Consider the following 20,777-nt stretch of genomic DNA (forward strand, 5'->3'; position numbering starts at 1 on the left):
TGCGGTTCCACGTGTTGATCGTGAAGATCAGGGACAGGACCTGGGCCAGCTCGGCCTCGGCGAAGTGGGCGGCGGCCTCGGCGTACACCACGTCGGGGACGCCCGCGTCGGTGAGGCGGGTGACGGCGTCGGTCAGGGCGAGGGCCGCCTGCTCCTTGGCGGTGAAGAAGTTCCGGGCCTCGCGCCAGACGGCCACCATGTGGAGGCGGTCCTCGCTCTCGCCCGCCTTGCGCGCGTCGTTGGTGTGCATGTGCAGGCAGTACGCGCAGCCGTTGAGGTGCGAGGCTCGGATCTGGATCAGCTCGACCAGGGCCGGGTCGAGGCCCTCGCGGGCGGCGGCGTCCAGGCCGATGACGGCCTTGAAGGCCTTCGGGGCGGCCTTGGCGAAGTTCAGGCGCGGGCTCCGCTCGACGGCGGGGGCGGTGGCAGTGGCGGCGGGGGTAGTGGCGGAGGTGGTCTCGGCGACTGCGGTGCTGTTCGTCATGACCATGAATCTACGGGCGGGAAAGACCTTGGGTAGGGTGCATTTCCATGGCGGAATCATGGGTCAATTCTGCGGAGCGCATCGGCGCCGACCTGCATCTTGAGCTCTCCGGCAGCGGCAGCCGCCGCGCCGCCCTCATCCACGCCCTGCGCGACGCCGTCCGCTCCGGCCGCCTCGCCCCCGGCACCCGCCTCCCGCCCTACCGCTCCCTCGCCGCCGACCTGGGCGTGGCCCGCAACACCGTCGCCGACGCGTACGCCGAGCTGGTCGCCGAGGGCTGGCTCACGGCGCGGCAGGGGTCGGGGACGCGGGTGGCCGAGCGGGCCGCGCCGCCCCCGCGCGTACGCGTCCCCAAGCGGGCGCCCGCAGCGCGGAACGCGCCCCCGCCGCACCACCTGATCCAGGGCCAGCCCGACGCGGGCTCCTTCCCCCGCACCGCCTGGCTCGCCGCCGCCCGGCGCGCCCTGACCGCCGCGCCCAACGACGCCTTCGGGCCCGGCGATCCGCGCGGCCGGATCGAGCTGCGCCGCGCGCTCGCCGACTATCTGGCGCGGGCCCGCGGGGTGCGGACCGACCCGGAGCGGATCGTGGTGTGCTCGGGGTTCGCGCACGCGCTGCGGCTGCTCTTCGGGACGGCGGGCAGCGGCGGCGGCGTGCTGCGCGGGCCCCTCGCCGTGGAGGCGTACGGGCTCGGCTTCCACCGCTCGATCCTGGACGCCGCGCGCGTCCGCACCGTACCGCTGCCCCTGGACGAACACGGCGCCCGCGTCGAGGAGCTGGCGGCCATGACCGGTCCCGTGCGGGCGGTGCTGCTCACGCCCGCGCACCAGTTCCCGACCGGCGGGCCGCTGCACCCCGAGCGGCGGGCGGCCGTCGTCGACTGGGCCCGTACGCACTCCGGGCTCGTCCTGGAGGACGACTACGACGGCGAGTTCCGCTACGACCGCGAGCCGGTCGGCGCCGTGCAGGGCCTCGACCCCGAACGCGTCGTCTACGTCGGCTCGGTGAGCAAGAGCCTGTCCCCCGCCGTGCGGCTCGGCTGGCTCGTCCTGCCGGAGCACCTCGTCGACGCCGTCGTCACCGCCAAGGGCGAGCGGGAGGCCTGGGCGAGCGCCCCCGACCAGCTCACGCTCGCCGAGCTCATCGAGTCCGGGCAGTACGACCGCCATGTGCGGCGCATGCGGCAGCGCTACCGGCGCCGCCGCGACCAGCTGGTCGCCGCCCTCGCCGAGCACGCGCCGCACATCACCGTCACCGGCATCGCCGCGGGCCTGCACGCCGTGCTGCGGCTCCCGCCCGGCACCGAGGCGTCCGCCGTGAAGGCCGCCGCGTGGCACGGCGTGGGCCTGGAAGGACTCGCCTCCTACCGGCACCCGGCGGCGACGGCGACCGCCCCCGACGGGCTCGTCGTCGGCTACGCGACGCCACCGGAGCACGCGTACGCCGCGGCGCTCGATGCCCTGTGCCGGGCACTGCCGCCCGCCTGACCCGCATTTTGCAGTAACGGCAACTACGCTTGCCGATCCCGTAGGGCCGGTCGCACGCTGGGGGCATGAGCGACTCACGTGACGACACAGCGACCACCCTCCCGGACGACGCGGCTTCCGGCGTCCGGTACGACGACGGGTACGACGTCGTCGTCATCGGCGCCGGAGCGGGCGGGCTCAGTGCCGCCCTGGTCCTTGGCCGGGCCCGGCTGCGCGTCGCCGTGGTCGACGGCGGCGAGCCGCGCAACGCCCCGGCCGCGCACATGCAGGGCTTCCTGTCCCGTGACGGGATGGCACCGGCGGCGCTCCTGGAGGTGGGGCGGGCCGAAGTCGCGGGGTACGGCGTGGAGTTCGTCGACGGTCATGTCGACGACGTCACGGACGCGTACGCCGGTCCCGACTCCGGTCCCGACTCCGGTCTCGACACCCGTCCCGGCACCCGTCCCGATGCCGGATCCCGCGCCCGCTTCCACGTCCGCCTCGCGGGCGGCGCGGCCCTGGCGGCCCGTCATGTGGTCGTGGCGACCGGCCTGCGCGACGAGCTGCCGGGCATCCCCGGGCTCCGGGAGCGGTGGGGCAAGGACGTGCTGCACTGCCCGTACTGCCACGCGTACGAGGTCCGCGACCGGCCGCTCGGCGTCCTCGGCAGCTCGCCCCTCTCGGTGCGGCAGGCCCTGCTGGTGCGGGAGTGGTCCGACGACGTCGTCTACTTCCCGCACACCCAGGAACCGGCCGCCGACGAGCGCGAGCAGCTGGCCGCGCTCGGCGTCCGCGTCGTCGAGGGCGAGGTCAAGCGGCTCGTCACCGACGGCGACCGGCTGCGCGGCGTCGAGCTGGCCGCGGGTCAAGTGGTGCCGTGCGACGCCGTGTTCACGCAGACGCGGACGGTGCCGCGCGACGGCTTCCTGTCCGGGCTCGGCTGCGCGCACGACGAGAACGGCTGGCTCGTCACCGACGCCGAGGGCCGCACGGGCGTCCCCGGGGTGTGGGCGGTCGGCAACGTCGCCGACCCACGCGCGCAGGTGATCGTGGCGGCCGGCGCGGGGTACGCGACCGGGGTCGCGCTGCACCACGAGCTGGTGGCGGAACGGGTGGCACGGGCGGTGACGGCGCGGCGGGCACGCGGGGCGGGGACGCCGGCCTGAATCGCCGGAGCACCGCCCCGTACGGCCACCGGGCCCGCACGGCCACCCGGCCCCGTACAGCCACCCGGCCCGCACGGCCACCCGGCCCCGTACGACCGCCCGGCCCGCACGGCCACTCCGCCCCCGGATCGCCGTACGCCCCGCAGGCCTGTGCACAGGACCCGCCGCTACCGCGGCGGCGACTTCCCGCCCGCCCACCCAGTACCTACCGCCCCTGCGCACAGGTACCGCCGCTAACGCGGCGGCATCACCCCGCCCACCCACCCACTACCTACCGACAGGCCGCACCCGCCGACGGCGGCCAACCCCCACCAGGGGCGTCCACCCCCTGGGAGGGCAGAAACGGGCGGGCGGGTGGGAAAAACGCCGCGCGCAGCGCGGCGCACCCCCACCGGCCCGCACCCACCCACAACCGCCCCGTCGGCGCCCTACGCCCCCGCCACCCCGTCATACGCCTCCCGCGCAGCCGCAATCACCGGCCGATGGGCGATCGACCAGTCGGCCAGCGCCTTGATGAGGTGCGTGAGACTGTGACCGAGGTCGGTCAGCTCGTACTCGACCTGCGGCGGAATCGTCGGATGCACCGTCCGCTTCACCAGCCCGTCCCGCTCCAGGCGGCGCACCGTCAACGTGAGCATCCGCTGCGAGATGCCACCGTGGATACGGCGCTGGAGCTCCTTGAACCGCAGGACGCCGCCCGCGAGTTCGACCACCACGTACACCGACCACTTGTCGCCGAGCCGGTCCAGGACGTCCCTGACCCCGCACTCGTCCTGCGGCGTCTCACAGCTGATCACCGGCTCGCCCCCGACCACCGGCTCCGGGACCGGCTCCGGGGTGGTTACCGCCGTGTGCCCCGCTGACATCAAAGTGCCTCCTTACGCGATCACCTGCCGCCGATCACGATGGTTCCGTACCGGGCGGACGCCACATCGGCCGCCCCGCCCGCCACCATCGCAACCGCTCACCTCGGGGGATCGTTCCCATGCTCATGATCACCGGCGCCACCGGCGCGCTCGGCACGCTCATCACCGCCAAGCTCGGTGACCGCGACGACGTCGTCGTCGGCACCCGCAACCCGGCCCCCGGACAGCGCCGCGTCGACTTCGACGACCCGGCGTCCCTGGACTTCACCGGCGTCGACACGCTGCTGGTCATCTCCGCGGGCGCCGCCGAGGACGACATCGTCACCGCCCGGCACGAGAACGTGATCTCCGCCGCCGAGAAGGCGGGCGTCGGCCACCTCGTCTACACCAGCCTCAGCGGCGACGGCGACCACCTCACGTACGCCCTCGCCCACCGCTGGACCGAGCGCAGGCTCGCCCGCTCCTCCCTGAACTGGACCGTGCTGCGCAACGGCCTGTACGCGGAGTTCCTCGCCGGGATCGCCGCGCCGGGCCCCGACGGCACCATCGCCGCGCCGCTCGGCGACGGCCGCCTGGCCGCGGTCGCCCGCGAGGACCTCGCGGACGTCGCCGTCCGCGTCGCCACCGACCCGGCCGCGCACGCGGGCCGCACCTACGAGCTGGTCGGCGAACAGGCCCTGGGCGGCGCCGAACTGGCCGCGGCGATCGACGGCTCGTACGAGCCCGGCGAGCTCACCGCGACCCGCGCCGCCGTCACCGCGGCCGGTGAACTCAAGCCCTTCCAGGTGCCGATGCTGCTCAGCACGTACGCGGCGATCGCGGGCGGCTTCCTCGACGGCACGTCCGTCGCGGACAACCAGCTCCGCGCGCTGCTCGGCCGCGCGCCGCGGTCCGCCCTCGACGTCTACGCGGCGGCCGTACGCGGCTGAGCGCGCTCCGTCACCCCGGCTACGACACCATCAGGGGCGCGTCCTCACGCCACTTGAGGATCTTGTCGAAGCTGATCACCGCGCCGCCCCGGCCCGGGTTGTTGCCGAAGTGCACATGGTCGGCCAGCTCGTGGATCAGACACAGGCCGCGCCCGCTCTCGGCGATCTCCGGCGGCGCGGCGGGGACGGACGCGGGGGTGGGGGTAGGGGTCGGCATGGGCGCGGGGGCCCGGCGACGGAATCGGCGGCTCCGCCGGGACCTGCCGGTGGCCGACGCCCGGCCCCGTCCGCGGCCCTGACCCTGACTCCTGCCCTGCCCCCGGCCCTGGCCCTGGCCCTGGCCCCGGCCCTGGCCCGGCGGAAAGCCGGGCCCCGAGTCGGCCACCTCGATGCGGCACTTCTCGCCGTCCAGATAAGCGGTGACCCGGTACGCGCCGGAGGCGGCACCCGGGGTGCCGCCTCCGTGTTCCACCGCGTTCGCGCAGGCCTCGGTGAGGGCGAGCGACAGGTCGTACGAGACCTCGGGGTCCACTCCCGCCGTCTCCATCGTGCCGATGAGCAGCCGCCGCGCGAGCGGCACGCTCGCGGCTTCGCGCCGCAGATGGAGGGACCACCAGATGCTCATGCTCCCGCCTCCTGGCATGCTCCGGCCTTCCGGCCGCGGCTCGACATACCGATACGTATTGCCGCGAGGGCCCTGCCATAAGCCCCCAGTTGACGTGATGCCGCCCATACGGCGGACGCGGCGCGGGGCATGTCCGGTGTAGCGGGACAGTGACGGGCGACGGCAACGTAGGCCCGTATCAGGATCATTCGGGCGGAATCGGATATTCCGTGTTGTTGTGGCACCCATGGGAGCTTGCGGACCTGCCGTATGGACGGGGGCGGCCCAGTGCGATGATGGCCCGGCCATGACTGCCCCCCACCAGCGCCAGGCGCGCGCCGGAGCCGATCTCCGGCTGCTGCGGGCCGCGATGTTCGCCGCGGTCTGCCTCGTGCTGTCCGCCGGGGGCCATGTACTCGCCTCGTGCGCCGCCGTCCCGCTGTGGACGCTCGGCGTCGGCTTCCTCGCCGTGCTCGCCGTCGCGGTGCCCCTCGCCGGACGGGCCCGGTCGCTGCCCGGCATCGCGGGGGCACTGGCGGCCGGGCAGCTCGGCCTGCACGCCCTGTTCGGGCTCGGCCAGCACGGCACGGCCATGGCGGCCGCCCCCGCGGGCGGCACGGACGCCGGATCCCTCGTCGAGCGCGCCGCCCGCATCGTGTGCGGCGCGGGCGGGGCGACGATCACGCCCGTCCAGGCCCGGCAGATCCTCGCGACCGCGGGCGGAGGCTCCGGCTCCGGAGGATCGGTCGGCGGCGCCCACGCGGCGCACGCCCACACCGCGGGCGACGCGGCCACGCACGCCGCCGCCATGAGCTCGATGCCCGCGCCGGGACTCCTGCCGTCGCTGCCCATGCTGCTGGCGCACGTCCTCGCGGCGCTCGCCGCGGGCTGGCTGCTGCGCCGCGGCGACCTCGCCCTGACGCGCCTCGTGCGGCTCTCGGCCCAGGGAGCGCAGGAGGTCGCCCAAGGGGCGCTCGTCCGTTCCCTGCGCGCGGCTCTCGCCCTGGTACGCGCCCTGCGTGCCGGACTCCCCGGCGCCCCCGGCACGGGCTCAGGACCGGCCCGCGCCGCCCACACCCTCGTACCGCCGAAGCTCCGGGCCGCCGCGCTGCAGCACACGGTGATCCGGCGCGGCCCGCCCACCGCGCTCGCCCTCGCCGCCTGACGCGGACCGCTCCCCGGCGCCGTACGTCCCACGCCGTGCTCTTCGAGTACGCGCGTCACGTACCGCAGACCCCCGGAGAGGTACCGCGCCGCGCACCCGCACGCACGCGCGCGTGGCCGTCGGCCACCCGCACCGCGCACCTCCCGAACCCTCCGTACGCCCGGCCCCGTCCCGCCCCGCGGGCCCCGGCCGCCGTACCCACCTGCCGAAACTGGAGCATTCCGCCATGAAGTCCCTGACCCGCGTCTCCCTCGCCGCCGGCGTCGCCGCCTCCGCCGTCCTCGTGCTCTCCGTGCCCGCCTTCGCGCACGTCAGCGTCAGCGCCGAGGGCCAGGCCGCCAAGGGCGGCTACGCGACCGTCAACTTCAAGGTCCCCAACGAGCGCGACGACTCCGCCACGACCAAGCTCGAGGTCACCTTCCCCGCCGACCACCCGCTCGCGTCCGTGATGACGCAGCCCGTGCCCGGCTGGAAGGCGAAGGTCACCAAGACCAAGCTGAAGAAGCCGCTCGAGATCCACGGCGAGAAGATCAACGAGGCCGTCTCCAAGGTCACCTGGACCGCCGACGGCAAGGGCATCGAGCCGGGCACCTTCCAGAAGTTCCCGCTGTCCATCGGCCAGCTCCCCGAGGACGCCGACGAGCTCGTCTTCAAGGCCCTCCAGACGTACGACAACAAGGACGTCGTCCGCTGGATCGAGCCGCAGCAGAAGGGCCAGGACGAGCCCGACTTCCCGGCGCCCGCGCTCGCCCTGACCGCCGCGTCCGACGACCACCACGGGGGCGCCGCCGCGTCCGACGACAAGGCGGCGAAGTCCGACGCCAAGTCCGGCGGCAAGGAGGAGAGCGCCTCCGACAGCGACAGCAGCGACACCACCGCGCGCACCCTCGGCATCGTCGGCATCGTCGTCGGCGCCGCGGGCGTGGCGTTCGGAGTCCTCGCCGGCCGCCGCCGCGGCGCCACCGGCTGAGGCACCCGCCTCGGCTCCCGCGGGACGCGCCCCGGCAACCCGGCCCCGGCGCGTCCCGGCCCCCTCACATCTGGGACATTTTCGTATGCGCAAGTTGAGCAAGAAGACCACCACGTCCGGCACCACCGCCAAGACGCGGGCGCTCGGCGCCGCCGCCCTGCTCGCCGCCGCCACCCTCACCCTGACCGCCTGCGGCAGCGGTGACGGGGACGGCGACAAGAAGAACGCGCCCGTCGCCGACGTCTCCGTGGAGCCCGAGGCCAAGCAGGCCGCGACCGTCCTCGACCGGCCGTTCAAGAAGCCGGACCTCGTCCTCACGGACACGCACGGCAAGAAGTACGACCTGCGCGAGCGGACCAAGGGCAAGCCCGTGCTCCTGTACTACGGCTACACCAACTGCCCGGACGTCTGCCCCCTGACGATGAGCAACATCGCCGTCGCCAAGAAGGACCTCCTCCGCAAGAAGACCGTCACCAAGGCCGAGCTCGACCAGGTCCAGGTCGTCTTCGTGACCACCGACCCCGAGCGGGACACCCCGAAGGAACTCGGCAAGTGGCTCAAGGCCCAGGACCCCGAGTTCATCGGCCTCACCGGCGACTTCCCGACCATCCAGGCCAGCGCCCGCACCGTCGGCATCAGCATCGAGCCGTCCAAGAAGCTCAAGAACGGCAAGATCGAGTCGATGCACGGCACCCAGGTCATCGCCTTCTCGCCGAAGACCGACGCCGGATACGTGGTCTACAACGGCCAGGACACCCGGTCCGAGGAGTACGCGCAGGACCTCCCCAAGATCATCAAGGGACAGAACCCGTGAACCACCGCACCACCCGCCGCCGTCTCCTCACCGGCGGCGCCATAGCGCTGTCGGCCGCCCTGGCCCTCACCGGCTGCGACGACGGCAAGGACAAGAAGAAGTCCACCGGCTCCGACGCGGCTGACAAGCCCCGGATCTCGGTCAGCGGCGCCTACGTGCCCGTGCCCGCCATGGACGACATGGCCGGCGGCTTCTTCACGCTCACCAACAAGGGCGCCGCCGACCGGCTCACCTCGGCGTCCAGCCCGATCGCGGGCAGCGTCACGCTGCACGCCACCAAGGGCAGCACGATGAAGGAGCAGAAGTCCTTCGACGTGCCCGCGAACGGCGAACTCGCCTTCGCCCGCGGCGGGAACCACATCATGTTCGAAAAGCTGAAGCACAAGCCGAAGCAGGGCGACAAGGTCGAGGTCACCCTCCGCTTCGCGAAGTCGGACCCGATCACCGTCGAGATGCCGGTGAAGCCCGCCACGTACAACCCGAAGGGCGGGTCGAAGGACGACGGGGCGGGCGCTCCGAAGGACGGGGCGGGCAACGCGAAGCCGCACTCGGCCAAGGAAATGCACGCCACGCACGGCGCGAACGACTCGCACGGCGCGAACGACTCGCACGACTCGCACGCGAAGAACTCGTCGCACACGTCGCACTGAGGGGACTGAAGAGTTGATGCGGACCACCGCTCCCCGCCCGGGGCCCACCGGCATCGGGCGGCTGCTGCTCGTCGTCGGGGCCCTGCTCGGCACCGTCCTCGGAGCCGTCCTGGCCACCGCGGCGCCCGCCGACGCGCACGCCGCGCTGACCGGCAGCGACCCCACGCGGGGATCGGTGGTCGCCAAGGCACCCGACCGGGTGTCCCTGACCTTCTCCGAGAAGATCGCTATGTCCGACGGCTCCATCCGGGTCCTCGACCCCAAGGGCAAGCGCGCGGACAACGGCAAGACCAGCGACCTCGGCAAGAACACCTACGGCGTGAAGCTCCGCCCCGGCCTGCCCGACGGCACCTTCACCGTCGCCTACCAGGTCGTCTCCGCCGACAGCCACCCCATCGCCGGAGCCTTCACCTTCTCCATCGGCGCGCCGTCCGACACCACCGTCTCCCTCGGTGACCAGGAAGTCGGCGGCGGGGTCGTCGGCGCCCTCTACGGCTTCGCCCGCTACGTCTCGTACGCCGGTTTCATCGTGGTCGTCGGCGGCGCCGCCTTCGTCCTCGGCTGCTGGCAGCGCGGCGCGGGCGTCCGGCCGCTGCAGCGCCTCGTCGTCTCCGGCTGGCTCGCCCTCACCGGCTCCACCCTCATGACGCTGCTCCTGCGCGCGCCCTACACCGGCTCCGGGAAGCTCGGCGACGCCTTCGACCTCGCCAAGCTCAGCGACGTCCTGCAGACCAAGACGGGCGCCGCGCTCGTCTCCCGGATGCTGCTGCTCGCCGCGGCCGCGCTGTTCATCGCCGTGCTCTTCGGCGCGTACGAGAAGCGCGAGGACGCCAAGGAGAAGCGGGACCTCGCCTTCGGCCTGGCCATCGGCGGCAGCGTCGTCGCCATCGGCATCGCGGCCACCTGGGCGCTCGCCGAACACGCCTCGACCGGCATCCAGGCCGGGCTCGCCATGCCCGTCGACGTCCTGCACCTGCTTGCCGTCGCCGTCTGGCTCGGCGGGGTCACGTCCCTGCTGCTGTGCCTGTACCGCGCGCCGGACGTCGACGCGAGCGCCGTGCGCCGCTTCTCCAAGGTCGCCTTCGGCAGCGTCATCACGCTCGCCGCGACCGGCCTCTACCAGTCCTGGCGGCAGGTCGGCTCCTGGACCGCGCTCGTCGAGACCGGCTACGGGCAGCTGCTCCTCATCAAGATCGGGCTCGTCGTCGTCCTCGTCGGCATCGCCTCCGTCTCGCGCCGCTGGACCCGGCGGATCGCCGCCGAGGCGGGCGGCATGGCGCCCGAGGCGGCAGCGGCGGCGGTCGTCGAGCAGCGCATCCGCACCACCAAGAAGAAGAAGCCCGTCGCCGTGGCGCACAGCTCCAAGACGGGGGTCTCGGCGGACACCGGGACGGTCGACGCGAACGCCACGGGCGACACGAACGCCACCAAGGGCGCCGGATCCAACTCCGGCAGCGGGCCCGGCTCCGACAGCGGGAGCGGCAAGGACAAGAGCAAGGACAGAGGCAAGGACAGGGGCAAGGGCAGGGGCAAGGACGAGGAGCAGACGGCGGCGGCCAAGGCCCCCGGCCAGGACAAGCGCTCCGCCCAGCTCGCCCGGCAGCGGGCCGCCATGGACGCCGCCCGCGAGAAGCGCATCCGCGACGCCGACCCGCACCGCTCGGGCCTGCGCCGCTCCGTACTCGCCGAGGCGGGCGTCGCCGTCGTCCTGCTCGCCGTCACCACCATCCTGACCAGCACCGAACCCGGGCGCACCGAGGAAGAGGCCAAGAACGCCTCCTCATCGACGCAGCTGCCCGCGGGCCCGGTCAAGGTCAAGATTCCGTTCGACACCGGCGGAGAGGACGGCAAGGGCATCGTGCGCCTGGAGCTCACGCCCGGCCGCACCGGCAGCAACGACCTGCACGTCTTCGCCACCCGGGCCAACGGCAGCGGCTTCGACCTGCCCGAGGTGAAGATCTCCTTCACCCTCAAGGCCAAGAAGCTCGGCCCCCTGCCGGTCGCCACCGACCGCATCGCCACCGGACACTGGAGCGCGAGCGGAGTACAGATTCCGATGGCCGGAGACTGGAAGGTCGCGGTGACCGTCCGCACCTCCGACATCGACCAGGTCACCCTCACCAAGAACGTGCAGATCGGCTGAACCACCATGGCGGACCACACCATTTCGCGACGGCGCCTGCTCGGCACGGCGGGCGCCACCGGCCTCGCCCTCGGCGCGGCGGGCAGCGCCGCCGGATACGCGGCCGCGTCATCCGGCTCGGACTCCTCGGGCACCTCCCGCACGCCGCTGACCGCGCTCGGCGCCGACGAGGTGATGTTTCACGGGAAACATCAGCCCGGCATCACCACGCCCGTCCAGGCACGCGGCCACCTCATCGCCTTCGACCTCGCGCCCGGCACCGGACGCAAGGAGGCGGCGGCCCTGATGCGCCGCTGGTCCGCGGCCGCCAAGCGGCTCATGGCGGGCCTGCCGGTCGACGGCCACGACCGCGACACCGACATCGCACGAGACGCGGGCCCGTCCTCGCTCACCGTCACCTTCGGCTTCGGGCACGGCTTCTTCGGCCGCACCGGCCTGGAGAAGCAGCGCCCGGCCGCCCTGGACCCGCTGCCCGAGTTCTCCTCCGACCGGCTCGACAAGGACCGCAGCAACGGCGACCTGTGGGTGCAGATCGGCGCCAACGACCCGCTCGTCGCGTTCCACGCCCTGCGCGCCCTCCAGAAGGAGACGGGCTCCGCGGCGCGGGTCCGCTGGCAGATGAACGGCTTCAACCGCGCGCCCGGCGCCACCGCCCGCCCCATGACCGCCCGCAACCTCATGGGCCAGATCGACGGCACCAACAACCCGAAGCCGTCCGACGACGACTTCAACAAGCGGATCTTCGTGCCCGAGCGGCGCGACGGCGCCGACCCCGCCTGGATGGCGGGCGGCTCCTACGCCGTCGTACGCCGCATCCGGATGCTCCTCGACGACTGGGACGAGCTCTCCACCAAGGCCCAGGAGGACGTCATCGGCCGCCGCAAGGCCGACGGTGCCCCCCTCACCGGCGGCACCGAGACCAGCGAGATGGACCTGGAGAAGACCCGCGCCGACGGCCAGCTCGTCGTCCCCCTCAACGCCCACGCCCGCATCAGCCGCCCCGACCAGAACGGCGGCGCCGCGATGCTGCGGCGCCCCTTCTCGTACCACGACGGCTTCGACGCCAAGGGCGACCCCGACGCGGGCCTGCTGTTCATCTGCTGGCAGGCCGACCCGCTGCGCGGCTTCGTCCCCGTGCAGCGCAAGCTCGACCGCGGTGACGCCCTCTCGAAGTTCATCCGGCACGAAGCGAGCGGGGTGTTCGCGGTGCCGGGGGGTGCGGGGGCCGGGGAGTACGTGGGGCAGGCCTTGCTGGAAGGGTGAGCCCCGGGTGACCGGCGCGCATTAGGGTGAGCCCATGTCGGCGACGCGCTACACCTACCTCGGCCCCGAAGGCACCTTCACCGAAGCGGCCCTGCGCACACTCCCGGAAGCGGCCACGCGTGAGCTGGTTCCGATGGTGTCCGTGCCGGCCACCCTCGACGCGGTGCGCAGCGGTGAGGCCGCGGCGGCGCTCGTGCCCATCGAGAACTCGGTGGAGGGCGGCGTCACGACGACCGTCGACGAGCTCGCCAAGGGTCAGCCGCTGATGATCTACCGCGAGGTCGTGCTGCCGATCGCCTTCGCGCTCCTGGTGCGCCCCGGCACCGAGCTCAAGGACATCAAGACGGTGACCGGCCACCCGGTGTCGCAGCCGCAGGTGCGCAACTGGCTGCGGGCCACCCTGCCGGACGCCCTGTGGGAGTCGGCGGCGTCCAACGCGGACGGGGCGCGGCTCGTGCAGGAGGGTCGGTACGACGCGGCGTTCGCGGGCGAGTTCGCGGCGGCCACATACGGCCTGGAGCCGCTGGTCACCGACATCCACGACGCGGTGAACGCCGCGACGCGGTTCGTGCTCGTGGGCCGTCCGGCCCGGCCCGCCGCGCCGACGGGCGCGGACAAGACATCGGTGGTCATCTGGCTCGGCGACGACCACCCCGGTGCCCTGCTCGAACTGCTCCAGGAGTTCGCGGTGCGCGGGGTCAACCTGATGCGGATCGAGTCCCGGCCGACGGGGCAGGGCATCGGCAATTACTGCTTCTGCGTGGACGCGGAGGGGCACATCACGGACCGCCGTGTGGGCGAGGCGCTGATGGGCCTGAAGCGGATCAGCCCGAAGGTGCGGTTCCTCGGGTCGTATCCGCGGGCGGGGGTGGCGGTGGCGGACGTGCGCCCGCTGCGCCCCGGGACGTCCGACGAGGAGTTCACGGCGGCGTCGGACTGGCTGACGCGCTGCCAGGACGGCCGATTCTGAGCGTTTGAAGCGCTTCCGGGCGGTGTGCCCGCAGTCCTACCTGCAGATTTATCTTGTCCACAGAAGTTATCCACAGGTGCCCTTCTCGACCTGGGGACAAGTCGACAACGTCAGGCGACAGAGTCGACAAATCAGCACCCAGCACCCGAATCGGTCACTTGTCCCACGCGTCACGCTTCGTCCACCAGTTTCCATTGATCAACTCTTTGGAGTTAACCAATTCCACCCGAAAGTTGGCGCGGTGTTGGTTTGGGCAGGAATCCCTCGCCCTGGAGAGGTTTTCGGAAGGCCCCCTTCCGATGTCCACAGATCTTTCGCACAGCCTGTGGATAACTTTTCCGAGAGCCCACATTCCTGTGGACAACCGATGCCCCAAGTCCCGTTCTCCACAAGGGGATCGGGTCAAGGCGGCACGTTCCGTCTGCCCCGTTTCGGGGAATGGCGCCCCTTTTATTGACCCCGGAAGCCGCCAGCGAACTCGCGCCAGCCGCCCACGCCGCGCACGCCGCTCCCCGGGAATTCCCATTCCGGCAAATCGGTCATAATGCCGCCACCGGGAATATCAGGTCGTGGGCCGGAACCGCGCAACGGTAGCCTGGAGGGGTGATTGACCTTCGCCTGCTCCGTGAGGACCCCGACCGTGTTCGCGCTTCGCAGCGCGCCCGTGGAGAGGACGTCGGCCTCGTCGACTCCCTGCTCTCCGCCGACGAGCGGCGCAGGTCGTCCGGGCTCCGCTTCGACGAGCTCCGCTCCGAGCAGAAGGCGCTCGGCAAGCTCATCCCCAAGGCCTCCGGCGACGAGAAGGCCGCGCTCCTGAAGAAGGCGGGCGAGCTCGCCGCCGCCGTCAAGGCGGCGAACGCGGAGCAGGACGAGGCCGACGAGGAGACCAAGCGCCTCCTGCTCAAGCTCGGCAACCTCGTGCACGAGGACGTGCCCGTCGGCGGCGAGGAGGACTTCGTCGTCCTGGAGACGCACGGCACGATCCGTGACTTCGCCGCGGAGGGCTTCGAGCCCAAGGACCACCTGGAGCTCGGCCAGGCCCTCGGCGCCATCGACGTCGAGCGCGCCGCCAAGGTCTCCGGGTCCCGCTTCTACTACCTGACGGGCGTCGGCGCCCTCCTGGAGCTCGCCCTGGTCAACGCGGCGATCGCGCAGGCGACGGAGGCCGGGTTCATCCCGATGCTGACCCCCGCCCTGGTCCGCCCGCACGCCATGGAGGGCACGGGCTTCCTCGGCCAGGCCGCGGAGAACGTGTACCACCTGGAGAAGGACGACTTCTACCTGGTCGGCACGTCCGAGGTCCCGCTCGCGGCGTACCACATGGACGAGATCATCGACGCCGACAAGCTCCCCCTGCGGTACGCGGGCTTCTCGCCCTGCTTCCGCCGCGAGGCGGGCACGTACGGCAAGGACACCCGCGGCATCTTCCGGGTGCACCAGTTCGACAAGGTCGAGATGTTCTCGTACGTCGCTCCGGAGGACGCCGAGAACGAGCACAAGCGGCTCCTCGACTGGGAGAAGCAGTGGCTGAACAGCCTGGAGCTGCCCTTCCAGGTGATCGACGTCGCCACCGGCGACCTGGGCTCGTCCGCGTCGCGCAAGTTCGACTGCGAGGCGTGGATCCCCACGCAGGGCAAGTACCGCGAGCTGACGTCCGCGTCGAACTGCGACGGCTTCCAGGCCCGCCGCCTGTCCGTGCGGATGCGCGAGGAGCGGGACGGCAAGAAGAACGTGCAGCCGCTGGCCACGCTGAACGGCACGCTGTGCGCGGTGCCGCGCACGATCGTGGCGCTCCTGGAGAACCACCAACTCGCCGACGGCTCGGTGCGCGTCCCCGAGGTGCTTCGCCCGTACCTGGGCGGCCGGGAGATTCTGGAGCCCACCGCCAAGTGAGCACCGCTCCGGCCGGCACCAGCGGCCCCGACCTTCCGTACCGGCTCGTCGCGACCGACCTCGACGGGACGCTCCTGCGCCCCGACGACACGGTCTCGGCGCGCACCCGCGACGCGCTCACCGCGGTCACCGCGGCGGGCGCGGCCCACATCATCGTCACCGGCCGCTCCGTGCCGTGGACGCGGCACGTCCTGGACGACCTCGGCTACGAGGGGCTCGCGGTGTGCGGGCAGGGCGCGCAGGTCTATCACGCGGGTGAGCGCCGGCTCCTGACGTCGGTGACGCTCGACCGGCAGCTCGCCGGTCTTGCGCTCGCGAAGATAGAGGCGGAGGTCGGCCCGCTGGCGCTCGCCGCGAGCCGTGACGGCCTGGACGGCGAGGTCCTGGTGGGGCCGGGGTACGTGGTCCAGGACGGGCCGCTCCCTGTCATCCCGCTCCGGGACCAGGCCGACCTGTGGGCCGCCCCGCTCAACAAGCTGTACGTGCAGCATCCCGGGCTCGACGACGACGCCCTCGCGGCCGTGGCGCGGGACATCGCGGGTGACCTCGTCGGCGTCACGATGGCGGGCGAGGGCATAGTGGAGCTGCTTCCGCTCGGTCTGACCAAGGCGACGGGTCTGTCCCTCGCGGCGCGGCGGCTCGGCATGAAGGCCGTGGACACGATCGCCTTCGGCGACATGCCCAACGACATCCCGATGTTCGCCTGGGCCGCGCACGGCGTGGCCATGGCCAACGCCCATGAGGACCTCAAGGCCGTGGCGAGCGCGGTGACGGCGTCCAACGAGGACGACGGCATCGCGGTGGTGCTCGAGCAGATGCTGGCCTGAGCTTCGGCTTTGGCGTGCGCCACGGTTCGGCGTGAGCTATGAGCCGACGTGAGCCACGCTTCGGCATGAGCCATGAGCCGACGCGAGCGTTGTGCGCAGTGCCCGGCACCGGTGCGGTGCCGGGCACTGTGGCGTCGGGAGGGGCGGCCCGCGCAGCGATGCGCGCTCGAAGCGGCCGCCCCCGGGCAGTCTCCCCCGTGGCGGGGCTCCACGGAGAGGGGTAACTGCTCCGGAGCCTGCCGCGGACTGCCCAGCCGGGAGCGCGACGGACCTCTGCGGGACATCGTCGGCCCCACTCCCAGTCGGTGTGCGCCGGTGCTTCGAGGTCCCGGCGCGGTGCACCAACTACTCTGCCGGTGGGGCGAGTTGACCGCCACCGAATTATGGGCGGGGCGGTCGGCCGTCCGGGGCGGCGGCGCTGCGTGCGGCGGCGCTACTTGCGGCGCCGCTTGCGCCGTCGGGCCCGGCTGAAGAACCATCCCGCGGGTGGCTCGTCGGACCGCCACGGCTGGGGCTCGGGGGCCTGCTCCCGCCAGCGGGCGGTGAGCATGCGGGCCCGCGCGGAGGGCTCGGCGGTCTCCGCGGAACGTATGAAGTCGTCGTCGAGAACCACGTCGTCCCAGAGGTCACCGCCCTCACCCGGGCGGCCCTTGTCGCGGTTGTCTTCCGATGCCATCGAGGCACCTCCCAGCCACAGCTCTGCATCCCCCTCCCACCAGTGTCCCGGCAGGAGGGTGAAAGCGCCGTCAAGAGCTCCCCTAGGGGATCACCAGGGGGCGGGGGTCAGGGGGCGGGGCTCACTCCTCCCCGGCAAGGGTCAGCGTGCGCAGCTTCTGGCCCGCGTACCACGTGGCGCCGACCGTGACGACGATCAGCAGGATCACCGCGGCGGGCAGGCCCACGTCGGAGGTGACGAGCTCGCCGCCGTCCGCGGCCTTGTGGGCCACGGCCAGGGACCACTGCTGGACGCTCAGGGTGCGGGCGCCCGCGACCAGGGAGCCGAAGAGGGCCTCCCACACGAGCGCGTACACGAGCCCGAACACCACGGCGTGCTTGGTGACGGTGCCGAGCAGCAGGAAGATCGCCGCGTACGCGATGGAGGAGACGAGGGCCGCGATCGTGTAGGCCACGGCGACCTGCTGGCCGTTGCCGTTGAGGATCAGGCCCGCGATGAGCGTCGGGATCGCGGAGAACGCCATGGTCACGGCGATGGCGACGGTCAGCTTGGTGGTGATGATCGTGGGCCGCTTGACCGGCTTGGCGAGCAGATAGACCACGGACCCGTCGTCGATCTCGGGTCCGATGGCGCCGGTGCCCGCGATGACGCCGATGATCGGCACCATCGTGGCGAGCGCGAAGCCGCCGAGCAGGTCGGACGCGACCTGGTCGTCGGCGCCGCTGAAGCCGCGTACCGCCGCGGAGATCACGATGAGCAGCAGCGGCAGGGCCAGGAGGATCAGTGCCCGGCGGCGGCCGAGCAGGGCCCGGTAGGTGAGCCGGGCGACAGTGGGGTCGTACACGGTGGCTCCCTTCAGGCCGCGACGAGGTAGGAGAAGACCGACTCGAGCGACTCGTCGGAGGGCGAGACGGTGAGCAGGCGGATGTCGTGTTCGCGGGCGATGCGGGGCAGGAGGGTGGTGAACCGGCCGAAGTCGACGGCCTGGATGCGCAGGGCGCCCTCGTCGAGGTCGACCTCGATGCCCGCGGTGGACGGGTCGGCGATCAGCGCGGCGGCCAGCGCGCGGTCGTCGCTCGATCGCACCACGTAGCGGTGCGGCCGGTCCGTCATCAGGCGGCGGATCTTGCGGAAGTCGCCGCTGGCCGCGTGGCGTCCGGCGACGATGACCTCGATGTGGGACGCGAGCTGCTCGACCTCTTCGAGGATGTGCGAGGAGAACAGGACGGTGCGGCCCTCGTCGCCCATCTTCCGCAGCAGCTCCATGAGTTGCATGCGCTGGCGCGGGTCCATGCCGTTGAAGGGCTCGTCGAGCAGCAGCACGGCCGGTTCGTGGACGAGCGCGGAGGCCATCTTCACGCGCTGCCGCATGCCTTTGGAGTACGTGGAGATCTTGCGGTCCTGCGCGTACTCCATCTCGACCGTGGCGAGCGCCTTCTGGGCGGCCTTCTTGCCCAGGCCGTGCAGCTCCGCGTTGGCGACGACGAATTCCCGGCCGGTGAGGAAGTCGTACATCCCCTCGCGCTCGGGGACGATGCCCAGGTGCTTGTAGATCTGTTCGTTGCGCCAGGTCGGCTTGTCGTCGAGGGTGACGCTGCCGGTGGAGGGGGCGAGGAAGCCGCCCATCATGCTGATGAGGGTGGACTTTCCGGCGCCGTTGGGGCCCAGCAGGCCGGTGACTCCGGGGCTGATCGTCATGGTGATGTCGTTGACCGCCACCACGTTGCCGAACCAGCGGGATACGTGGTCGATGCTGATACTGGACATGTCTAGAGTCCGACCTTCCGGTAGCGGCGCAGCAGGGCCGCGTAGCTGCCCGCGATGAGGGCGAGGACGACGAGGAGGAAGACGACGCCCGCTCCGGCCGAAGGGCCTTCGTTGCCCGGGTACGAGGAGGTCGCTCCGAGGAAGGCGGTCTGGACGCCGTCGATGAGCGTGATGGGCGAGAAGAGGCCGAGCCACGGGACGGCGCTGTCGCTGCCCTGTTCGTGAGCGATGGCCTGGACGGTGGAGACCGCTCCGTAGGAGATGGTCAGGACGGCGATGACGGCGGCGATGCCGAAGCCGCGGCGCGGGGTGATCGCGGAGATGACGAGGGAGATCCCGGCGAAGAGCAGCGACAGGAGCGCCACGGACGCGAGCCCCTGGGCGAAGCCCTTCGTCTGCTCCATGAAGTCCAGTTTCGCCAACAGGGCGCCTACGTAGAGCACGATCAGCGGCGCGGCGGTGAGGACGAACAGGGCCGACGCCATCGCCGCGAACTTCGCGCGGACGTAGTCGACGTGCTCGATGGGGCGCGAGAAGTACAGCGGGACGGTCTTGAACCGCAGGTCCCTGGAGACGGTCTGCGGGGCCTGCGCCGCTACGTAGAGACCGATGACGGCCTGGAGGACGACCGCGTAGCGCGTGTAGTCGAGGGGCAGGTCGTTGGCCTTCGTGGTGACGGCGACCGCGACCATGATGACGGCGGGGACGCACATGACCGCGAAGAGGATCATGGGCAGGACCTTGGACTTCACGGAGCGGCCGAGGCCGTAGGCGCCGCGCAGGCTCTGCGAGTACAGGGAGCGGCGGGCGTAGGCGCGGCCGAGGCGTGCGCCGTCGTAGTTGCGGTAGCCGATGTTGTGGATCCGCGTCTGCTCAACCGCCATGACGGACCGCCTCCTTCCGGTCTTCCTGTCCCGCTTCCCGTTCCGCTTCCTGTCCCGGCGTTCCCGCCGTGTTCTCCTGCGGTTCGGAGCGGAACACCTCCGCGATGTGGTGGCGGCGCTGCTCCATGCGGACGAGGCCGAGGCCGAGGTCGGCGACCACGTCGCGGACGAGGTCGTACGTCTCCTCGCCCGCCGCTTCGAGCAGCACGGTGTGGCCCGCGCCGGGCAGCCCGCCGCCGTCGTCCTGGGTGGCCACGCCGCGGCTCTTGAGGGCGGCGCGGAGCGCGCCGGTGCCGTCCGGGTGCGCGTCGCTGTCGGTGACCTCGACGGCGAGGGTCGCCGTGGTCTGGGTGAAGTCCGAGGTGGAGCTGGAGCGGAGCAGCTTGCCGCCGTCGATGACGACGACGTGGTCGCAGGTGCGCTCCAGTTCGCCGAGGAGGTGCGAGGTGACGAGGACCGAGATGCCGAAGTCGGTGTGGACGCGGCGGATCAGACCGAGCATCTCGTCGCGGCCGACCGGGTCGAGGCCGTTGGTCGGCTCGTCGAGGAAGACCAGCTGGGGGTCGTGGACGAGGGCCTGGGCGAGCTTCACGCGCTGCTTCATGCCGGTCGAGTAGCCGCCGATGGGGCGGTAGCGCTCTTCGTAGAGGCCGACGTGGCGCAGGGTGTCCGCGGTGCGCTCGCGGGCCGCGGCGGGCGGCAGGCCCGACATGCGCGCCATGTGCACCACGAACTCGGTGGCCGAGACGTCGGGCGGCAGGCAGTCGTGCTCCGGCATGTAGCCCACGCGCTCGCGGATCCGGGCGCCGTCGGTCGCGACGTCGAGGCCGAGCACGGCCGCGCGGCCCTCCGTGGCGGGGGACAGGCCCAGAAGAATCTTGATCATGGTGGACTTGCCGGCTCCGTTGGCCCCGACGAGTCCGGTCACACCGGGCCCTATGTCCAAGGAGAGCCGGTCAAGCGCGGTCACCCTCGGGAACCGCTTGCTCAGGCTTTCGGTCGCGATCACAGTCACGTTTTCGACGGTAGTGGCGGGGGCCACACCGGGGCGTCAGTCCAAGGGCTTGTCCGCTGTCACTCTCGAGTATTACGGGCCCGTAAGGGTCCTACGGAAGTCGACCCCTGGGGGTTCTTCCGGAGGTGTTCCTCAGGGTCCGGCCCCACCCCACCCGGAGGTGTCCCGCAGATGTCGCGCGGGGTCGTGCAGACCTATTGACGCAGCCGCCGGTCATTGTCACAT

General features: G+C 72.2%; 20 protein-coding genes. 12 read left to right on the forward strand and 8 right to left on the reverse strand.

Translation table 11 applies throughout. The features are described 5' to 3' along the window. Positions 1-490: carboxymuconolactone decarboxylase family protein (locus tag ACFWZ5_RS12885; RefSeq protein WP_384890703.1), on the reverse strand; the 490-nt coding region annotated here is incomplete at its 3' end. Positions 491-531: 41 nt separating this feature from the next. On the opposite strand from ACFWZ5_RS12885, the gene ACFWZ5_RS12890 reads away from it, so the two are divergent. Both ACFWZ5_RS12890 and ACFWZ5_RS12895 read left to right on the forward strand, forming a co-directional pair. Then, positions 532-1,971 (forward strand): PLP-dependent aminotransferase family protein, encoded by a 1,440-nt coding sequence (locus tag ACFWZ5_RS12890; protein ID WP_384890706.1) that lies wholly within the window; start codon positions 532-534, stop codon positions 1,969-1,971. A gap of 65 nt (positions 1,972-2,036) precedes the next feature. Then, the gene (locus ACFWZ5_RS12895) at positions 2,037-3,116 is read left to right on the forward strand and encodes an NAD(P)/FAD-dependent oxidoreductase (protein WP_384806780.1); all 1,080 of its coding nucleotides are present in this window, start codon (positions 2,037-2,039) and stop codon (positions 3,114-3,116) included. 428 nt (positions 3,117-3,544) lie between these two features. Here the strand turns inward: ACFWZ5_RS12895 and ACFWZ5_RS12900 are convergent, their stop codons facing one another. Beyond that, a complete protein-coding gene (locus ACFWZ5_RS12900) occupies positions 3,545-3,982 on the reverse strand; it encodes a winged helix-turn-helix transcriptional regulator (protein WP_384806340.1) in 438 nt (145 codons plus the stop codon). Positions 3,983-4,101: 119 nt separating this feature from the next. Between ACFWZ5_RS12900 and ACFWZ5_RS12905 the strand changes: the two genes are divergently transcribed. Then, positions 4,102-4,911, forward strand: a complete 810-nt coding sequence (locus ACFWZ5_RS12905) for an NAD(P)H-binding protein (protein ID WP_384806342.1) — start codon at positions 4,102-4,104, stop codon at positions 4,909-4,911. Between the two features lie 19 nt (positions 4,912-4,930). Here ACFWZ5_RS12905 and ACFWZ5_RS12910 read toward each other — a convergent pair whose 3' ends face one another. Further along, positions 4,931-5,536, reverse strand: a complete 606-nt coding sequence (locus tag ACFWZ5_RS12910; protein ID WP_384806344.1) for an ATP-binding protein — start codon at positions 5,534-5,536, stop codon at positions 4,931-4,933. A gap of 286 nt (positions 5,537-5,822) precedes the next feature. On the opposite strand from ACFWZ5_RS12910, the gene ACFWZ5_RS12915 reads away from it, so the two are divergent. The 9 genes from ACFWZ5_RS12915 (at position 5,823) to ACFWZ5_RS12955 (ending at position 16,210) form a co-directional block, all read left to right on the forward strand. Beyond that, entirely contained in the window at positions 5,823-6,680 is an 858-nt protein-coding gene (locus ACFWZ5_RS12915) for a hypothetical protein (protein WP_384806346.1), read from the forward strand. Between the two features lie 226 nt (positions 6,681-6,906). Continuing rightward, the gene (locus ACFWZ5_RS12920) at positions 6,907-7,650 is read left to right on the forward strand and encodes a YcnI family protein (RefSeq protein WP_384890709.1); all 744 of its coding nucleotides are present in this window, start codon (positions 6,907-6,909) and stop codon (positions 7,648-7,650) included. An 85-nt stretch (positions 7,651-7,735) separates the two neighbouring features. Continuing rightward, on the forward strand, positions 7,736-8,464 hold the full coding sequence (locus ACFWZ5_RS12925) for an SCO family protein (protein ID WP_384791002.1): 729 nt from the start codon (positions 7,736-7,738) through the stop codon (positions 8,462-8,464). Then, a complete protein-coding gene (locus ACFWZ5_RS12930) occupies positions 8,461-9,114 on the forward strand; it encodes a copper chaperone PCu(A)C (protein ID WP_384791005.1) in 654 nt (217 codons plus the stop codon). Before ACFWZ5_RS12925 ends, ACFWZ5_RS12930 begins: the two co-directional genes overlap by 4 nt. Before the next feature lie 16 nt (positions 9,115-9,130). Next, positions 9,131-11,257, forward strand: a complete 2,127-nt coding sequence (locus tag ACFWZ5_RS12935; protein WP_384791008.1) for a copper resistance CopC/CopD family protein — start codon at positions 9,131-9,133, stop codon at positions 11,255-11,257. A gap of 6 nt (positions 11,258-11,263) precedes the next feature. After that, the gene (gene efeB / locus ACFWZ5_RS12940; protein WP_384791011.1) at positions 11,264-12,520 is read left to right on the forward strand and encodes an iron uptake transporter deferrochelatase/peroxidase subunit; all 1,257 of its coding nucleotides are present in this window, start codon (positions 11,264-11,266) and stop codon (positions 12,518-12,520) included. Between the two features lie 34 nt (positions 12,521-12,554). Beyond that, positions 12,555-13,490: a prephenate dehydratase gene (gene pheA / locus ACFWZ5_RS12945; RefSeq protein WP_384791014.1), complete on the forward strand. Its 936-nt coding sequence runs from the start codon at positions 12,555-12,557 to the stop codon at positions 13,488-13,490. A gap of 603 nt (positions 13,491-14,093) precedes the next feature. Then, complete coding sequence (gene serS, locus ACFWZ5_RS12950) at positions 14,094-15,383, forward strand: serine--tRNA ligase (RefSeq protein ID WP_384791017.1); 1,290 nt, start codon at positions 14,094-14,096, stop codon at positions 15,381-15,383. Then, positions 15,380-16,210 (forward strand): HAD family hydrolase, encoded by an 831-nt coding sequence (locus ACFWZ5_RS12955; RefSeq protein WP_384791020.1) that lies wholly within the window; start codon positions 15,380-15,382, stop codon positions 16,208-16,210. The genes serS and ACFWZ5_RS12955 overlap by 4 nt, the downstream gene beginning before the upstream one ends. Before the next feature lie 433 nt (positions 16,211-16,643). Here ACFWZ5_RS12955 and ACFWZ5_RS12960 read toward each other — a convergent pair whose 3' ends face one another. The 5 genes from ACFWZ5_RS12960 to ACFWZ5_RS12980 form a co-directional block, all read right to left on the reverse strand. Further along, positions 16,644-16,886, reverse strand: a complete 243-nt coding sequence (locus tag ACFWZ5_RS12960; RefSeq protein WP_384791023.1) for a hypothetical protein — start codon at positions 16,884-16,886, stop codon at positions 16,644-16,646. A gap of 121 nt (positions 16,887-17,007) precedes the next feature. After that, positions 17,008-17,730, reverse strand: coding sequence for an ABC transporter permease subunit (locus ACFWZ5_RS12965; protein WP_384791026.1), 723 nt, complete (start codon positions 17,728-17,730; stop codon positions 17,008-17,010). An 11-nt stretch (positions 17,731-17,741) separates the two neighbouring features. Continuing rightward, positions 17,742-18,653, reverse strand: a complete 912-nt coding sequence (locus tag ACFWZ5_RS12970) for an ABC transporter ATP-binding protein (protein ID WP_384791029.1) — start codon at positions 18,651-18,653, stop codon at positions 17,742-17,744. 2 nt (positions 18,654-18,655) lie between these two features. Continuing rightward, positions 18,656-19,537 (reverse strand): ABC transporter permease, encoded by an 882-nt coding sequence (locus tag ACFWZ5_RS12975; protein WP_384791032.1) that lies wholly within the window; start codon positions 19,535-19,537, stop codon positions 18,656-18,658. Further along, complete coding sequence (locus tag ACFWZ5_RS12980; protein WP_384791155.1) at positions 19,527-20,546, reverse strand: ABC transporter ATP-binding protein; 1,020 nt, start codon at positions 20,544-20,546, stop codon at positions 19,527-19,529. The genes ACFWZ5_RS12975 and ACFWZ5_RS12980 overlap by 11 nt, the downstream gene beginning before the upstream one ends. Positions 20,547-20,777 lie beyond the last annotated feature (231 nt).

The organism is Streptomyces sp. NPDC059003 (assembly GCF_042740445.1).
Lineage (GTDB): Bacteria > Actinomycetota > Actinomycetes > Streptomycetales > Streptomycetaceae > Streptomyces.

What these genes read in the sequence shown, in the direction of transcription:
- ACFWZ5_RS12890 (WP_384890706.1), top strand. Translation starts at nt 532, where the DNA reads ATGGCGGAATCATGGGTCAATTCTGCGGAGCGCATCGGCGCCGACCTG.
- ACFWZ5_RS12895 (WP_384806780.1), top strand. Translation starts at nt 2,037, where the DNA reads ATGAGCGACTCACGTGACGACACAGCGACCACCCTCCCGGACGACGCG.
- ACFWZ5_RS12900 (WP_384806340.1), bottom strand. Translation starts at nt 3,982, where the DNA reads ATGTCAGCGGGGCACACGGCGGTAACCACCCCGGAGCCGGTCCCGGAG.
- ACFWZ5_RS12905 (WP_384806342.1), top strand. Translation starts at nt 4,102, where the DNA reads ATGCTCATGATCACCGGCGCCACCGGCGCGCTCGGCACGCTCATCACC.
- ACFWZ5_RS12910 (WP_384806344.1), bottom strand. Translation starts at nt 5,536, where the DNA reads ATGAGCATCTGGTGGTCCCTCCATCTGCGGCGCGAAGCCGCGAGCGTG.
- ACFWZ5_RS12915 (WP_384806346.1), top strand. Translation starts at nt 5,823, where the DNA reads ATGACTGCCCCCCACCAGCGCCAGGCGCGCGCCGGAGCCGATCTCCGG.
- ACFWZ5_RS12920 (WP_384890709.1), top strand. Translation starts at nt 6,907, where the DNA reads ATGAAGTCCCTGACCCGCGTCTCCCTCGCCGCCGGCGTCGCCGCCTCC.
- ACFWZ5_RS12925 (WP_384791002.1), top strand. Translation starts at nt 7,736, where the DNA reads ATGCGCAAGTTGAGCAAGAAGACCACCACGTCCGGCACCACCGCCAAG.
- ACFWZ5_RS12935 (WP_384791008.1), top strand. Translation starts at nt 9,131, where the DNA reads ATGCGGACCACCGCTCCCCGCCCGGGGCCCACCGGCATCGGGCGGCTG.
- efeB (WP_384791011.1), top strand. Translation starts at nt 11,264, where the DNA reads ATGGCGGACCACACCATTTCGCGACGGCGCCTGCTCGGCACGGCGGGC.
- pheA (WP_384791014.1), top strand. Translation starts at nt 12,555, where the DNA reads ATGTCGGCGACGCGCTACACCTACCTCGGCCCCGAAGGCACCTTCACC.
- ACFWZ5_RS12960 (WP_384791023.1), bottom strand. Translation starts at nt 16,886, where the DNA reads ATGGCATCGGAAGACAACCGCGACAAGGGCCGCCCGGGTGAGGGCGGT.
- ACFWZ5_RS12970 (WP_384791029.1), bottom strand. Translation starts at nt 18,653, where the DNA reads ATGTCCAGTATCAGCATCGACCACGTATCCCGCTGGTTCGGCAACGTG.
- ACFWZ5_RS12975 (WP_384791032.1), bottom strand. Translation starts at nt 19,537, where the DNA reads ATGGCGGTTGAGCAGACGCGGATCCACAACATCGGCTACCGCAACTAC.